The organism is uncultured Pseudokineococcus sp. (genome assembly GCF_947499845.1).
Classification (GTDB): Bacteria; Actinomycetota; Actinomycetes; order Actinomycetales; family Quadrisphaeraceae; genus Pseudokineococcus.
This window is the reverse complement of record NZ_CANMPM010000002.1, coordinates 250,625-265,448: the sequence shown is the minus strand read 5'-3', so window position 1 is coordinate 265,448 and position 14,824 is coordinate 250,625. Positions and strand designations below refer to the sequence as shown.

The following is a 14,824-nucleotide window of genomic DNA, read 5'->3' as shown; positions in this document are numbered from 1 at the left end:
GGGAAGGGCCGCGCGCTACGGCTGCGGGGCGTGCCGCTCGACGGCGACGACGCGCCCCGACCGCCGCGAGACGTGCGCCACCAGCGCCTCCCCGGGGGCCAGGAAGGGGTCCGTGGCGGGGATGGCGGCGCCCGCCCCGCTGCCGGCCGCCGCGCGCCCGGCCAGGGCCCCGAGCAGCGTGCCGAGGACGGGGCGGTGCGTGCAGACGACGACGGGCCGGCCCTTGTCGACGAGGTGGCCGACGTAGCGCGCCACCTTGTCGGGGTCGCGGCGGTGCGCCGACTCCGTGAGCCGGCCCTTGGTGCGCAGGCCGACCCCGGAGTCCTCGACGAACGGCCGCACGGTCTGCAGGCACCGCTCCCAGGGGCTCGAGACGACGCGCGCCGGACCGCGGGCGGCGAGCAGCGGCACGAGCTGCTGCGCCTCGCGGCGGCCGGAGGCCACGAGGGGGCGGTCGGCCTCGTCGTGGGCCCACACGGTGGTGGGGCGGGCGTGCCCGTGGCGCACGACGACGAGCGCCCACGTGTCGAGGCAGCCGTCCTCGTGCAGCGCCGCGAGCGCGCGCAGCTGCACCTGGTCGCCCCGGCGCGTGAGCCGGCGGTGCGCCTCGTCGACGTCCACCCACTCGGTCCGGTCGACCTCCCGGGGCCGGGGCGGGCGCGGCAGGCCGCCCGCGGGAGCCGGTGCGGCCCAGTACGCCACGTGCTTGACGACGCGGTCGCCGCTGCCGCCGAGGACGTACCGCGCCGCGGGCAGCGGCTGCCCGAGCACCACGCGCAGCCCGGTCTCCTCGGCCACCTCGCGGACGGCCGCGCCCACGGCGGACTCGCCCGGGTCGAGCTTGCCCTTGGGGAAGGACCAGTCGTCGTAGGCCGGCCGGTGCACGAGCGCCACCTGCAGGCGCCCCGAGCGGAGCCGCCACACGAGGGCGCCCGCGGCGCGCACCGGGTCCGTGCGGCCGGCCAGGGGCCCGTCGGGCTCGGCGGAGGCCGTGTCCTCGGTGCTGCTCCGCAGCGGCTGCGGCTGCGGCGCAGCGCTTCTGGTCGCCGGGGGCGGGCTCGTCCGCGGTGCGGGCGGGGGCACCGCCGCGAGGGGGGCTCGTCCTCGGTCGGGTCCCGGGCGGGGTCGGGGCGCGGGGTCCATCCGCCGATGCTGCCACCCCGGCGGCCCGGCTCCCGCCGGGGCCGAGGGCGGGCGCGGCGAGCCCGTGGCCCCGAGGGGCGTCGGCGGCCGGGGGGCGGCCCGCCGGCCGGGCGGCGGGGCGGGCGGCGGGGAAGGACGCGGGCCGGGGCGGGGGGACGGGCAGGGCGCGTCCCTCCCCCCGCCGGAGGCCGGTGCGCCCTCCGGGCTCAGGACCGCCCGGCGGGGGCGTGCCGCCGCTCCAGCAGGTGCTGCTGCACGTCCAGCAGGCGCTTCCCGTCGGCGTCGTGGCTGTGGCGCTCCCAGGTGCCGTCGGGCCCGAGGTGCCAGGAGGCCGTGCCGTCGTCGGCCTGGAGCTCGAGGTACTCGAGCAGCTCGGCGACCTCGGCGCCGTCGTCGATCTTCACCAGCGCCTCGACGCGGCGGTCGAGGTTGCGGTGCATCATGTCGGCGCTGCCGATCCACACCTCGGGGGTGCCGCCGGCCGCGAAGGCGAAGATGCGGCTGTGCTCGAGGTAGCGCCCGAGGACCGAGCGCACGCGCACCGTCTCCGAGAGCCCGGGGATGCCCGGTCGCAGGGCGCAGATGCCGCGGACGACGACGGTGACCGGCACCCCGGCGCGCGAGGCCCGGTAGAGCGCGTCGATGATCGTCTCGTCGACCATCGAGTTGACCTTGACCATCACCTCCGCCGGCCGGCCGGCGCGGTGGTGCTCGACCTCCCGCTCGATGCGCTCGACGAGGCCGGCCCGCAGGGAGCGGGGCGCCACGAGCAGCCGGGAGAACGTCGTGCGCGGGGCGTAGCCGGAGAGCTGGTTGAAGAGCTTGGTGACGTCCTCGCCGACGGTCTCGTCGGCGGTGAGCAGGCCCATGTCCTCGTAGAGCCGCGCCGTCTTCGGGTTGTAGTTGCCCGTGCCGATGTGGCAGTACCGGCGCAGCCCGTCGCGCTCCTGGCGCACGACGAGGCACAGCTTGGCGTGCGTCTTGAGGCCCACGATGCCGTAGACGACGTGGACGCCGGCCTGCTCGAGCTTGCGGGCCCACGAGATGTTGGCCTGCTCGTCGAACCGCGCCTTGATCTCCACGAGGGCGACGACCTGCTTGCCGGCGTCGGCGGCGTCGATGAGCGCGTCGACGATCGGGGAGTCCCCGCTCGTGCGGTAGAGCGTCTGCTTGATGGCGAGGACGTCCGGGTCGGCCGCCGCCTGCTGCAGGAACTCCTGGACGCTCGTCGAGAAGGCGTCGTAGGGGTGGTGCAGGAGGATGTCGTGCTTGCGCACGGCCGTGAAGACGTCGCCGGGAGAGGCGGTCTCACGGCCGTCCGTGAGCAGGTGGTGCGTGCGGGAGACGGCCTTGGGGTAGTGCAGCTCCGGCCGGTCGAGGTCGGCGACGGCGTTGAGGCACCGCAGGTCGAGCGGGGCGGGCAGCTCGTAGACCTCGCTGCCGCGCACCCCCAGCTCGCGCACGAGGAGCTCGCGCACGTGCTCGTCGGTGTCGTCGGCGACCTCGAGGCGGACGGGCGGGCCGAAGCGCCGCCGCAGCAGCTCCTTCTCCAGGGCCTGGAGGATGTTCTCGGCGTCGTCCTCCTCGACCTCGAGGTCCTCGTTGCGGGTGACGCGGAACGCCGAGCTGGCCACCACGGTCATGCCGGGGAAGAGCTGGTCGAGGTGGGCGCCGACGAGCTCCTCGAGGGGCAGGAAGCGCACGGAGGCCGGTGCCCCGCGCGCGCCGGCGTCGTCGTCGTCGTCCACCGGCACCAGCCGGGGCAGCAGCGGCGGCACCTTGATGCGCGCGAAGTGCTCGGTGCCCGTGGAGGGGTTGCGCGCGACGACGGCGAGGTTGAGCGAGAGCCCCGAGATGTAGGGGAAGGGGTGCGCCGGGTCGACCGCCAGCGGCGTGAGAACGGGGAAGACCTGTCGGGAGAAGAAGGTCCCGAGGCCGGCGCGCTCCTCGTCCTCGAGCTCCTCCCAGCGCACGATGCGGATCCCGGCGTCGACGAGCCGGGGGCGGACGACCTCGGAGTGCACGCGCGCGTGGCGCTCCATGAGCTCGTGGGCGCGGCGGGAGACCTGCGAGAGCACCTCGCGCGGCTGGAGCCCCGAGGCGGCCGTGACGGCGAGGCCCGTGGCGATGCGGCGCTTGAGGCCGGCCACGCGGACCATGAAGAACTCGTCGAGGTTCGAGGCGAAGATGGCGAGGAAGCGGGCCCGCTCCAGCAGGGGGAGGTCGTCGTCCTCCGCGAGCTGCAGCACCCGGTCGTTGAAGGCGAGCCACGACAGCTCGCGGTCGAGGAACCGGTCGTCGGGCAGCGGCTCGTCGTCGCCGGCGGCGGCCCCTGGCACGGGCATGGGCGCCGCGTCGCCGAGGTGGGCGGCCGTCTCCGTGTCGAGCGTCCGGGAGGCCCCGCCCGCGCGGGCGCCGTCGTCGAGCTCCACCGCGGCGTCGGGTCGGGCGGCGAGGCCCTCGCCGCTGGTGGCGGTCGCGCCGGGGCCCTTGTCGGTCGACGTGGTCACCTCCCTCATGGTGCCACCGGCCGCCCCGGTCGGCGCCTCCGCGGACGGCGGCGAGGACGGCGGCGAGGGGGCCGGTCGAGAGGGTGCGGCGGCCGGCCGGGCTGGTGCGGCGGGCGACCCGGCGCGCTGCTGCCGTCGACGGCGGCGCTCGCGGCGGCCCGCGCTCACGGGCGCCCCCCGGTCGCCGCGGTCGCCGGCGCCTCGACGACGATGTCCGCGCCGGAGCGCTCGAAGCCGAGCCGGCGGTAGACGGCGAGCGCCGCCGCGTTGTCGGCCTCGACGTACAGCTCGACGCGGCGCACGCCCCGGTCCCGCAGGTGGTGCAGCCCGGCGAGGGTGACGAGGCGCCCTACGCCCCGGCCCTGCGCGGAGGGGTCGACGCCGACGACGTAGACCTCGCCGACCGGCGCGCTCCCCTCGTCGGCCCCGTCCTCCGCGGGCGTCGTCTTCGTCCAGTGCGAGCCGAGCAGCGCACCGGTGCGCTCGTCCTCGGCCAGCAGGAGCCCGGCGGCGTCGAACCAGGGCTCGGCCTCGCGGGCGCGGACGTCCTCGAGGGTCCAGGCGCCCTGCTCGGGGTGGTCGGCGAAGGCCCGTGCGTTGACGGCGAGCCAGGCCTCCTCGTCGCGCCCGGGCTCGAAGGAGCGCAGGCGCACACCGTCGACCTCCGGGAGCGGGGGCAGGGGCGCGGAGAGGTCGGCCTCCATCGTGAGGAGCTCGCGCACGCGGGTGAGACCCGCCCCCCGGGCCAGCGCCGCGGCGGCGGGCAGGTCGCCGTGCATCCACAGGCGCAGCGCCCGCTCGCCGCGCGCCGCGAGGGCCGCCTCGAGCAGCGCCCGCCCGGTCCCGCGGCCGCGGGCGGCCGGGTCGACGACGAGCTCGCCGACGAGGGCGCCCGCCGACCCGGCGCCCTCCCCGCCGGGCTCCGGCACGAGGAGGCCGTAGCCGACGAGGCGCCCGTCGCGGCGGGCGAGCAGGTGCTGCAGGTGCGGCTCGCCCGCGCGCAGCTGCAGCAGGCCCTGCTCGGAGACCGGCGGCGTCCCGTCGGCGCGGGCGGCGGCCGCCACGAGCGCGAGGACGGCGTCCACCTCGCCCGGCGCGAGGGCCGGGACGAGGTGGACGCCGTCGGGGGCCTCGCGGGGAGGGGCGTCGCGGGGAGGGACGGGCGGGGAGTCGCTCACGGCCAGCCACCCTAGGGACGGGCCGCCCGTCGGGGCCGCCCGACGGGCGGCGCCGCTCAGGCGCCGGTCGTGCTCGGCCGCCGGTCCGCCGCGTCGGCGTCCCCATCAGGGTCAGGGTCCGCGGCCGTCGGCGCCGCGTGGCGTCCCCGCGGGCCGGGGGCGCCGTCCGCCGCGGCCGGGGCCTCGGCGGCGGCGTCGACCGGCGCCCCGAGATCGGCGTGGCGGCCGAGCGGCGTCCCGCCGTCGGCGGGGGCCTCGGTGGTGGCGCCGGCGGTCGACGCGTCGGCTGCAGGCCCCCCCTCCTTCGACACGACGTCCACGGTGGTGCGCAGCGGCACCTCGCGGATGAGGCTGACCGCCACGAGGGTGACGACGGCGACCGCCGCGGCGATGAGGAAGATCCGCCCGGTGGCGTCGCCGTAAGAGGCGCGGACGACCTCGGCGACCGGGGCCGGGAGCGCGGCGATGTCGAGGCTGCCGCCGCCGGAGCCGCCGCCGCTGCCCGTGACGACGCCGAGGTCGGCGAGGCCCTGGCTGGTGAGGTCGGCGACGCGGGTGGCGAGCACCGAGCCGAGCACGGAGACGCCGATGGTGCCGCCGAGGGTGCGGAAGAAGGCGACCGAGCTCGAGGCCGAGCCGATGTCCTTCAGCGCCACGGTGTTCTGCACCGCGAGGACGGTGTTCTGCATGAGGCAGCCGGTGCCGAGGCCGATGAGGGAGATGAAGACGCCCACGTGCCACAGCGGCGTGAGGTGGTCCACGGTGCCCATGAGCGACAGCCCGGTGATCATGATGAGCGCGCCGCCGACGAGGAAGCGCTTCCAGCGGCCGTAGCGCGTGATGAGGCGCCCGGAGACGATCGTGCCCACGAGGGACCCGGCGACGTTGGGCAGCGTGAGCAGGCCGGCGTCGAAGGCGCTGTAGCCGCGGGCGGTCTGGAAGTACTGCCCGAGGAAGACGCTCGACCCGAAGAGGGCGATGCCGACGGCGACGCTCGCGACGACGGCCAGGGCCGTCGTGCGCTCCTTGAGGACGCCGAGCGGGATGATCGGCTCGGCGGCCCGCTGCTCGACGAGCACGAGGGCGGCGCAGAGCGCCAGCCCGCCGCCCACCATCGCGGCGGTCTGCCAGGAGGCCCACGCGAAGGAGTCGCCGACGAAGGAGACCCAGACGAGCAGCAGGCTCACGCCCGTGGAGAGCAGGACGGCGCCCGGCCAGTCGATGCGGGGGCGGCGCTTGCTCTCGACCAGGACGAGCGTGCGCTGGATGAGCACGAGGGCGACGACGGCGAGGGGCACGCAGGCGAAGAAGGTCCAGCGCCAGCTGACGACGCCGACGATGGCGCCGCCGGCGAGCGGCCCGCCGGACATGGCGACGGCCATGACGGCGCCCATGTAGCCGGAGTAGCGGCCGCGCTGCCGGGGCGGGATGACCGACCCGATGATGGCGACGACCAGCGCCGTGAGGCCGCCCATGCCGACGCCCTGGACGACCCGGGCCGCGATGAGCTGGGACACGTCCTGCGAGACGCCGGCGATCACCGAGCCGACGACGAACACGACGAGCGAGAGCTGGACGAGGAGCTTCTTGCTGAAGAGGTCGGCGAGCTTGCCCCACAGGGGCGTGGAGACGGCGTTGGCGAGCAGCGCCGCCGTGACCACCCACGTGTAGGCGGTCTGGGTGCCGCCGAGGTCGCCGATGATCGTCGGCAGGGCCGTCGCGACGATGGTCGTCGACAGCAGGGCCGTGAAGAGGCCGGCGAGGAGGCCCGCCAGGACCTCGAGCACCTGCCGGTGGGTCATGCCGGGCGCCTCGCCCGTCGGCCCGGCGGGGCTGCCGCCCGGGCCGGGGGCCGCGGGCGGCGCCGAGGAGGACGCCGGGGCGGCGCCGTCGGGGCGCTGCTCCTCCGGGCGGTCGTCGGGGCCCTCGCCCGTGGTCCTCGGGGCGGACAGGACGCTCACGCGCCCACCTCCTGGTCTGCGCGGACGGCGCGGTGGCCGGTCGCTGCGGTCGTCGGGTCGGGGTGGTGCACCGCAGGACGTCGTCGTCCGGGCTCCGGCGGGTGCCGGTGGTCGGGGGCCTCGTCGGAGGAGGTCCCGTGGTCGGGGGTCCGGTGGTCGGGAGTCGCACGGGCGGCCGCGGAGGCGTCGGAGCGGGTGCCGCCCGCCGCCGTCTCGAGGTCGTGGCGGAGCCGCGCCAGGGAGGCGAGCGCCGCGCGGGCGTCGTGCTCGCTCCACGCATCGAGGACGCCGCGCAGCCGCTCCGCGCGGGCGCTCGCCGTCGCGGCGAGCAGGGCGTCCCCGTCGGGGGAGGTGCGCACGAGGTGCGCGCGGCCGTCGTCGGGGTCCGCGCGACGCTCGACGAGGCCGGCCTCCTCCAGGTCCGCCAGCTGGCGGCTCAGCACGGACGGCGAGGCGCCGACCCGGCAGGCGAGGGCGCCGGGGCGCACCTCGCCGGCCTCGGCGAGGAGGGCGAGCACGGCCTCGGCGGCGGCCCCCGTCCGGTCGGAGGCGGGTCGGCGCAGGAGCGCCCGGGTGCTGCGGTGCAGCCCCCGGGCCTCCTCCAGCAGGTCCGCGGCGGTCCTCGCCGTGATCATCGCGTCTCCCCATGTTGCGTGCTAGAAGCAACGATATGCCCCGGGCAACTGTTCCGTCGAACCGGGATTCGCGTGGGTCACCCGGGCGGGTGGCGCTGCGGGAGGGGGCGGGGCCGCAGGAGGGCGGGCGCCGGCGGGGAGGGTCGAGGGAGCCGGGGCGGGGCCGCCCGGCGGCGGACCTCAGGCGTCGAGCGGCTCGGCGTCGCGGCGGTCGCGGGCCGGCGGGACGAAGCGGTAGCCGACGTTGCGGACGGTGCCGATGAGCTGCTCGTGGTCGGCGCCGAGCTTGGCGCGCAGGCGGCGGACGTGGACGTCGACCGTCCGCGTGCCGCCGAAGTAGTCGTAGCCCCAGACCTCCTGGAGCAGCTGGGCGCGCGTGAAGACGCGGCCCGGGTGCTGCGCGAGGTGCTTGAGGAGCTCGAACTCCTTGTAGGTGAGGTCGAGGACGCGGCCCCGCACGCGCGCCGTGTAGGTGGACTCCTCGACGACGACGTCGCCCGCGCGGATCTCGTCGCTCGCCTCGCCCTCGTCGTCGGCGAGACGGGCGCGGCCCGTCGCCAGGCGGAGCCGTGCCTCGACCTCGGCCGGGCCGGCGGAGTCGAGGAGGACGTCGTCCATGCCCCAGTCGGCGGCGACGGCGGCGAGGCCGCCCTCGGTGAGGACGAGCAGCAGGGGGCAGGAGACCCCCGTGGTGCGCAGCAGGCGGGTCAGGGATCGGGCGGCCGCCAGCTCGCGGCGGCCGTCGACGAGGACGGCGTCGGCCGACGGCGCGTCGACGAGGACGGACGGCTCCGCGGGCAGCACCCGGACGTGGTGGGCGAGGAGCCCGAGGGCGGGCAGCACCTCGGCCGAGGGGGCGAGGGCGTTGGTGAGCATGAGGAGCTGAGCCACGACCCCCTCCTCACCGTGCGGCGTGCGGCGCCCGGCGGGGGCGCGGGGCGCCGCCCAGGCGACCCCGGTCACCGGCGAGGATAGGGGCCGGGCCCCGGGCGTCTGCGAGGATGCCCGCCGTGAGGAGCTCCGGGCGGTGATCCGCGTCCTGCCCGCCGCCGCCGGCGCCGCCTGCGCCGCGGCCCTCGCCGCCGCCGTGCTCTGGGCCCCCGTGGCCGTGGCGCCGCTGGTCGCCCTGCTGGCCGTCCTCGTGGGCCTCGGCTGGCCCCGCCTGCTCGCGCTGCCCTCGCCGTCGGGCACGAGCGCCGTCGTCGCGGTCGCGGGGGTGGGCGCCACGGCCGCCCTCGTGCTCGGGGGCACCCAGGGCCGCGCCCGGCCCCTGGCGGACCCGAGCGCCGCCGGCGCCGCGGAGGCCGTGCTCGCGGCGCTCGGGCTCTCCGTGGTCCTCGCCTTCCTCCACCAGATCCTGCGTCGCGACGGTCGCCCGCGGCTCGCCGAGTCGGTGGCCGGCACCGTCGCGGGTGCGGCCGTCGCGGGCCTCGCCACCGGCTGGCTGTCCGCCGCCGCGCTCCAGCCCGACGTCGTGCTCGTGGGGGCCGGCGGCCTCGCCGCCGCGCTGCTCGTCACTGCGCTGCCCTGGCCGCAGCGGCTCACCGGGGCGCTCGCGCTCGTGGCCGCCGGCGCGGCGGCCGCCGCCGTGGCGGGCCTGCTGCCCGACGTGCGCGCCGTGGAGGCCGCCGTCCTCGGCGTCGCCCTCGCCGTCGTCGTGGGGGCCGTCGACCGCCTGCTCGTGGCCCTGCCGCGGGCGACCTCGCGGCGCCTGTCCGGCACGATCGGGCTCGTCTCCGCGGGCCTGGCCGCCGTCCCGGTGCAGCTGCTCGCGGCGGTGGTCGGGCCGTGAGCCCCACGCTGACCGGGCCGGCGCGCGTCGTCGCCGTGTGCGGGGAGGGCACGTGCCGCTCGCCCATGGTCGAGCGGCTGCTCGCCCCGGCCCTGGGCCCCGGCGCGGAGGTCGTGAGCGCCGGCCTGCGCGCCGCCCCCGGCGCGCCGATGGCCCCGGGCGCCGTGGGTCCCGTCCTCGAGCACGGCGGGTCCGTCGTCGGCTTCTCCGCGCGCCGCGCCGAGGCGAGCACCCTGCTGGGCGCCGACCTCGTCCTCGCCCTCACGCGCGCCCACGCCGCCGACGCCGCGCGCCTGGCTCCGCGGGCCGCCCGCTGGACCTTCACGCTGCGCGAGCTCGCCCGCCTGCTCGACGGCGAGCGCGTGCCCGGCCGCGACCCGGCGGCGCGCGTGCGCGCGGCGGCCACCACCGCCGCGCGGCGGCGTGCGGCGGCGCCCCCACCCCGGCGTCCCGAGGACGACGACGTCCTGGACCCCCTGGCCGGCCCGGCGGGCGGCTTCGCCGACACGGCCGCGGTCGTGGCCGCCGCCGTCGACGCCCTCGCCCGCGCGCTCGGCCCGGGTGCGGACCAGCCCGCCGGCCTTCGACGGCGTCCCGGCGCCGACGAGGGCTGAGACCGTCGTGGTCCTCGGCGAGGCGGGTCCCGGCCTGGTCGGGGATGCGACGACGCCTGCCGTCGGCCGCGCGGGGCGGCGACGGGCCGGGGTCGAGCAGGACCCGGACGTCGGCTCCGCCCACCTGCAGGAGGTGCTCGAGCGGGGCCGCCGCGTCTACACGGGCGTCGTCGTGGTGCTGCAGCTGCTCGGCGTGACCGCGGCCCTCGCCGCGGCGGCCCTGTCGGCCGGCGGCGGCTCCGCCTCGGTCCTCGTCGCCACCGCGCTGGCGGCCGGCTGGTCGGCGCTCGCCGTCGTGCACCTCCTGCGGGGACTGCCCGTGCTGCTGCTCGTGGTGGTCGGCCTCGGCTGCGCCGCGGTGCTGCCGGCCCTCGTCGCGGGCGGGACGGCTGTCGAGGCGGACGGGGCGCTACGGGTCCTGCCCACGACGGCCTCCGCCGTCCTGTGGGTCCTGGCGGGTGTTCCGGGCCGCCTCGGCCCGGTGCTGGTCCGCGCGCTCGTCGTCGGCGCCGTCGCCCTCGGCCTCGCCTCGGGGTCGGCAGCGCTCACGGGCCTCGGCCGACTGGACGCGGTGGGCCCCCTCGTCACCGCGCTGCTCGCCGTCGCCACGCTGGTCGTCGCCCGCGACTGCGCGGCTCGAGCCGAGCGCTCCCTCGCGGCGCGGCGCGCCGCCGCCGTCGACCTCCTCGTGGCGAGCGACCTCACGACCTCGAGGCGGCGCCTCGACGGGCGCCTGCACGACGTCGTGCTGGGCGCGCTCGCCACCATGGTGACGGCCGACGCGTCGCGTGGGCCCGCCGTGCGTGAGCTCGCCGCGGAGGCGCTCGCGCTCCTCGTGGCCGCCGACGCGGACGCCGGTGCCGCCGGTCCGGTCCGCCTCCCTCCGCCCGCGGTGACCGCGGCCACGACGGCGGAGGCCGGCCGGCCCGCGGTGCAGCGCGCCGTCCCGCCGGGCGCCCGGCTCCAGGAAGGGGCGCGGCGCCTGGCGGACCGCGCCCAGCGCTCGGGGCTGGTCGTCGAGGTCCGCTGGGAGGACGCCCGGGGTCGTCCCGACCCCTGCCTGCTCGCGGCGCCGACCGCTGCCGGCGCCCGGAGCGCCGCCGCCCTGACGGCCGAGGACGCCGTCGCGGTCGACGCGCTGCTCGACGCGGTGGGGGAGTGCCTGCGCAACGTCCAGCGCCACGCCGGGACGACGTCGGCGCTCCTGGTCTGCTCGACGTCCTCCACCGCGGCGCGCGCGCTCGTCGCGGACGCGGGCGTGGGCTTCGACCCGGTGGAGGTGCGTCCCGAGGCCATCGGTCTCTCGCGGTCGGTGCACGCCCGGCTGGAGGACGTGGGCGGGGTGGCGCGGGTGCGCTCGCGCGTCGGTCGCGGCACCGTGGTCCAGATGGCCGTGCCCCTCTCGGGTGCCGCCGGTGAGCCCCGGGGGGCCTGCTCGTGACCGGCTCCGGTGCCGCGACCACGGCCCGGCCGGTCGGCGAAGGACCCGTCCAGGACCCCTGGTGGCGGGTCCGGCTGGACGACGCGCTCCCCTCGCCCGTGCCGCTCCTCCTCGTCCTCGTCGGCCTGACGGCGCTGCAGTCGTCCCTGCGCGTCGTCGTCTCGCCGCCGGGGACCTACCGGGACCTCGGCGTCGTCGTCGGCGCCGTCGTGCTGCTCGTCGCCGTGGAGGCGGGGCTGGTGGCCCTCCACCACCGCCGCGCGGGCGCTTCCCCGGCCGTCGCGGTGGCGGCGGTCGCCGCCCTCCTGGTGGTCGACCTCGTCGTCGTCGGCGCCACCTCCCACCGCGCCGTGTACGGCGAGGGGCTCTTCGTGGCCACGGGGGTGGGACTGGGCTGCCTGTGCCTGCTGGCCGTGCGGCCGCTGGGCGCCGTGGCCGCCGCCGGCGGGCTCCACGCCCTGGTCATGGTCGGCGGGTCGCTGGTCCACGAGCCCGGCGCACCCGCTCTCGCGCTCGCCCGCGGCACGGAGGTCGCGGCCGCCGGCCTCGTGCCCGTGGTCGCCGGTGCCACCTACCTCCTGCTCGTCGCCCGCCTCGCGGCCGAGCGGCGCGCGTCCGACCGCGACGCCTCCCGCGAGGAGGCCGAGCGCCGAGCCGCCTCCGCCGCCGGCCGCGAGGCGGCCGAGCGCCTCGCGGTCGTGCGGACCGAGGTGGGCCCCCTGCTCGAGCGGGTCGTCGCCGGCGCACCCGTCCCGCTCGAGCCGGACGACGCCGCGCTCGCCGCGGCCAGCAGCCGGCGGCTGCGCTCCCGCCTGCTGCGCGTCGACGCCCGCACCTGGCTGGACGACGCCCTGGACGCCGCGGAGGGGGTCAGGGACGGGCGGCACCCCGAGCCGGCGAGCGGCGGGGGCCCGGAGGTGGTGGTGCGGGCCGGAGACGACGGCCAGGACGTCGACGAGGACCTGCGCGGACCCCTCGTCGCCCTCGTGCGGCGGGCGCGGGCCCTGGGCGGTGAGGTGTCCGTGGTCCTCCTGGGCGGTGGCGCCGTCGTGGCGGTGCGCGGCGCCCGCTCGCTCGCCCACGACGGCGTCGCGGTCGACCTCCTCGCCCGGCTCGGCGCGGCGGGGTGGATCGCCGAGGGCGAGGACCTGCTCGTCCTCGAGGTCGGCGCGGCCGACGGGGTGGAGCTGCCGTGAGCGGGGTGCCGGGGCGGGTGCGCGTGGCCGTCGTCGACGACCACCCCGTCATCCTCGACGGCATCGCCGCCTGGGTCGGCGCCGCCCCGGACGAGGTCGAGCTCGTCGGCACCCACCCCGGGCTCGCGTCGCTGCGGGCGTCCCCGGCGCACCCCGCGGACGTCGTCGTGCTCGACCTCGTGCTCGACGACGGCTCCTCGCCCGCGGCGTCCGTCGCGGGCCTCGTCGAGGAGGGCTGCGCCGTCGTCGTCATCAGCGCCGACGCCGAGCCGGCGTCGGTGCAGCGCGCGGTGGAGGCGGGCGCCCTCGCCTACGTCCCCAAGGTCAGCGGGCGCGACGAGCTGCTCGCCGCGGTGCGCGCCGCCGCGGCCGGCGAGAGCTACGTCACGCCCGCCCTCGCCGAGGTGCTGGCGGCGGGCCAGGACTGGCGGCCCGCCCTCAGCCCCCAGGAGAGCCGTGCGCTCGTGCTCTTCGGGTCGGGGCTGCTGCTGCGGACGGTCGCGCGCCAGATGGGCGTCGGCGAGGCCACCGTGCGCACCTACCTGCAGCGCGCGCGGCGCAAGTACGCCGAGCGCGGCGAGCGCATCGAGGGCCGCATCGACTGGTACGAGGTGGGCCAGCGCGACGGGTGGGCCGAGGACCTCGACGCCGACCGGCCCGAGGCGCCCCGCGCCGGGCGGGGCTGACGGACGCACGGGGGCGGGGAACACGCGGGCCCGCCCGGGCGCTGGCCCGGTCATGACGGCGAGCACCTCCACGACCGGGACCACGACGCCGGCGGACGCCCCGTCCCTCGCGGGACCCGAGGGCGGCGCGGCTGCCGGAGCGCCGGCGTCCCCCCTGCTCGCCCTGCCCGGCGCGGTGCCGGCGGAGGGGCAGGACGCCGGCACGGCCTGGCACTACGGGGACCCGGTGCGCGAGCAGCGGCTGCTGCAGCAGGGTCTCGCCCTCGTGGACCTCTCGAACCGGGGCGTGGTCCGCGTCTCCGGGCCCGACCGCCTCACGTGGCTGCACTCGCTGACGACGCAGGCCCTCGCCGACCTCCCGCCGCGCAGGAGCACCGAGGCGCTCCTGCTCAGCCCCAAGGGGCACGTCGAGCAGGCCCTGCACGTCGTCGACGACGGCGAGGCCACCTGGATCACCGTCGAGCCCGGCCGCCAGGGCGAGCTCGTGGCCTTCCTCGACCGGATGCGGTTCCTGCTGCGCGTCGAGGTGGAGGACGTGACCGACCGCGTCGCGGTCGTCGGCGAGCCGGTCGGGCGCGAGGGCGCCCCGGGCGAGCCCGTCGCCTGGGTCGACCCGTGGCCCACCACGGCCCCGGGCGGGACCGCCTACGCGGCCGTCCCCGACGACCGGCACCCGGCGGCGGGACGCGCCTGGCGCGAGGTGCTCGTGCCCCGCGGGGGGCTCGCGGCCTTCACGGCCGACCGCGACCTCGCGGGCAGCTGGGCGGCGGAGGCCCTGCGGGTCGAGGCCTGGCGACCCCGCGCCGGCGCCGAGACCGACCACCGCACCATCCCGCACGAGCTGGACTGGCTGCGGACGGCGGTGCACCTGCGCAAGGGCTGCTACCGCGGCCAGGAGACGGTCGCCCGCGTCCACAACCTCGGGCGGCCCCCGCGGCGCCTCGTGGCGCTGCACCTCGACGGGTCCGGCCACGACCTGCCGCCCGCGGGGAGCGCCCTCTCCCTGCCCGCGGCGGACGGGGCCCCCGGCCGGGCCGTGGGCGCCGTGACGACGTCGGCGCGTCACCACGAGCTCGGACCCGTGGCGCTCGCCGTCGTCAAGCGCTCGACGCCCCCCGACGCCGTCCTGCACGTCGCCCTGCCCTCCGGCGGGGTCGTGACGGCGGCCCAGGAGGTCGTGGTCGCGCCCTGACGCCCCGGAGCCGCGACCCCGCCGCGCCGGGCGGTCGTAAGGTCGGCCGGTGGTCGTCGGTGCCGTGCTCGTGTCGCTCCTCGCGGCGACCGTCCTCGCCGTCGTGCGGCCCTCGGTGGCGGCCCTCGGGCTCGTCGTGGCCGCCGGTCTGGCCTGGTGGCTCGTCAACGGCCCCGTCGAGGGGGCCGTGCTCGTCGAGGTCGCACCGCGCCACGGCCTGACGGTCGCCGACCTGCTCGTCCCGCCGCTGGTCGCCGCCGCGGCCCTGGCGCTGGTGCTCGCGCGGCGGCGCCCGCGGGGGAGCGAGCGCCCGCCCCGGGCTACCCTCCGCCCATGGACCTGACCGAGTCCGACCTCCACGCGCTGGAGGTCTTCTACACGTCCCTGCTGGTGCTGTCCGCCGTCGTGATCGGCTGGTTCGCCGTCTACGTCGTCTACAAGCTCTTCACCGGCCAGCGCTGACCCTCGCCCCGCCA

The 14,824-nt window shown here is 78.5% G+C and carries 14 protein-coding genes; 8 read left to right on the top strand and 6 right to left on the bottom strand.

The window, feature by feature from the left end; genetic code table 11:
- Nucleotides 1-15: 15 nt before the first annotated feature.
- The 6 genes from Q0789_RS03180 to Q0789_RS03155 all read right to left on the bottom strand — a co-directional run bounded on the left by Q0789_RS03180 (nt 16) and on the right by Q0789_RS03155 (nt 8,318).
- Complete coding sequence (locus tag Q0789_RS03180; protein WP_298802034.1) at nt 16-1,083, bottom strand: NUDIX domain-containing protein; 1,068 nt, start codon at nt 1,081-1,083, stop codon at nt 16-18.
- A 266-nt stretch (nt 1,084-1,349) separates the two neighbouring features.
- Nucleotides 1,350-3,488: an RNA degradosome polyphosphate kinase gene (locus Q0789_RS03175; protein ID WP_366917621.1), complete on the bottom strand. Its 2,139-nt coding sequence runs from the start codon at nt 3,486-3,488 to the stop codon at nt 1,350-1,352.
- A 329-nt stretch (nt 3,489-3,817) separates the two neighbouring features.
- The gene (gene mshD / locus Q0789_RS03170) at nt 3,818-4,831 is read right to left on the bottom strand and encodes a mycothiol synthase (protein WP_298802031.1); all 1,014 of its coding nucleotides are present in this window, start codon (nt 4,829-4,831) and stop codon (nt 3,818-3,820) included.
- Between the two features lie 56 nt (nt 4,832-4,887).
- Entirely contained in the window at nt 4,888-6,633 is a 1,746-nt protein-coding gene (locus Q0789_RS03165) for an MDR family MFS transporter (RefSeq protein WP_366917620.1), read from the bottom strand.
- 155 nt (nt 6,634-6,788) lie between these two features.
- A complete protein-coding gene (locus tag Q0789_RS03160) occupies nt 6,789-7,427 on the bottom strand; it encodes a MarR family winged helix-turn-helix transcriptional regulator (protein WP_298802027.1) in 639 nt (212 codons plus the stop codon).
- 180 nt (nt 7,428-7,607) lie between these two features.
- A complete protein-coding gene (locus Q0789_RS03155; RefSeq protein WP_298802025.1) occupies nt 7,608-8,318 on the bottom strand; it encodes a response regulator transcription factor in 711 nt (236 codons plus the stop codon).
- A 136-nt stretch (nt 8,319-8,454) separates the two neighbouring features.
- On the opposite strand from Q0789_RS03155, the gene Q0789_RS03150 reads away from it, so the two are divergent.
- The 8 genes from Q0789_RS03150 to Q0789_RS03115 are packed head-to-tail and all read left to right on the top strand — an operon-like array spanning nt 8,455 to nt 14,810.
- A complete protein-coding gene (locus Q0789_RS03150; protein ID WP_298802023.1) occupies nt 8,455-9,219 on the top strand; it encodes a hypothetical protein in 765 nt (254 codons plus the stop codon).
- Complete coding sequence (locus Q0789_RS03145) at nt 9,216-9,833, top strand: hypothetical protein (protein ID WP_298802021.1); 618 nt, start codon at nt 9,216-9,218, stop codon at nt 9,831-9,833. The genes Q0789_RS03150 and Q0789_RS03145 overlap by 4 nt, the downstream gene beginning before the upstream one ends.
- 7 nt (nt 9,834-9,840) lie before the next feature.
- A complete protein-coding gene (locus Q0789_RS03140) occupies nt 9,841-11,274 on the top strand; it encodes a hypothetical protein (RefSeq protein WP_298802019.1) in 1,434 nt (477 codons plus the stop codon).
- Entirely contained in the window at nt 11,271-12,470 is a 1,200-nt protein-coding gene (locus Q0789_RS03135; protein ID WP_298802017.1) for a hypothetical protein, read from the top strand. The genes Q0789_RS03140 and Q0789_RS03135 overlap by 4 nt, the downstream gene beginning before the upstream one ends.
- A complete protein-coding gene (locus Q0789_RS03130; RefSeq protein WP_298802015.1) occupies nt 12,467-13,156 on the top strand; it encodes a response regulator in 690 nt (229 codons plus the stop codon). The genes Q0789_RS03135 and Q0789_RS03130 overlap by 4 nt, the downstream gene beginning before the upstream one ends.
- A 52-nt stretch (nt 13,157-13,208) precedes the next feature.
- Nucleotides 13,209-14,348, top strand: coding sequence for a folate-binding protein (locus tag Q0789_RS03125; protein ID WP_298802013.1), 1,140 nt, complete (start codon nt 13,209-13,211; stop codon nt 14,346-14,348).
- A 49-nt stretch (nt 14,349-14,397) separates the two neighbouring features.
- A complete protein-coding gene (locus Q0789_RS03120) occupies nt 14,398-14,691 on the top strand; it encodes a hypothetical protein (protein ID WP_298802011.1) in 294 nt (97 codons plus the stop codon).
- A complete protein-coding gene (locus Q0789_RS03115; protein WP_281359443.1) occupies nt 14,682-14,810 on the top strand; it encodes a hypothetical protein in 129 nt (42 codons plus the stop codon). Before Q0789_RS03120 ends, Q0789_RS03115 begins: the two co-directional genes overlap by 10 nt.
- Nucleotides 14,811-14,824 lie beyond the last annotated feature (14 nt).

What these genes read in the sequence shown, in the direction of transcription:
- Q0789_RS03175 (WP_366917621.1), bottom strand. Translation starts at nt 3,488, where the DNA reads ATGCCCGTGCCAGGGGCCGCCGCCGGCGACGACGAGCCGCTGCCCGAC.
- Q0789_RS03165 (WP_366917620.1), bottom strand. Translation starts at nt 6,633, where the DNA reads ATGACCCACCGGCAGGTGCTCGAGGTCCTGGCGGGCCTCCTCGCCGGC.
- Q0789_RS03160 (WP_298802027.1), bottom strand. Translation starts at nt 7,427, where the DNA reads ATGATCACGGCGAGGACCGCCGCGGACCTGCTGGAGGAGGCCCGGGGG.
- Q0789_RS03125 (WP_298802013.1), top strand. Translation starts at nt 13,209, where the DNA reads ATGACGGCGAGCACCTCCACGACCGGGACCACGACGCCGGCGGACGCC.
- Q0789_RS03115 (WP_281359443.1), top strand. Translation starts at nt 14,682, where the DNA reads ATGGACCTGACCGAGTCCGACCTCCACGCGCTGGAGGTCTTCTACACG.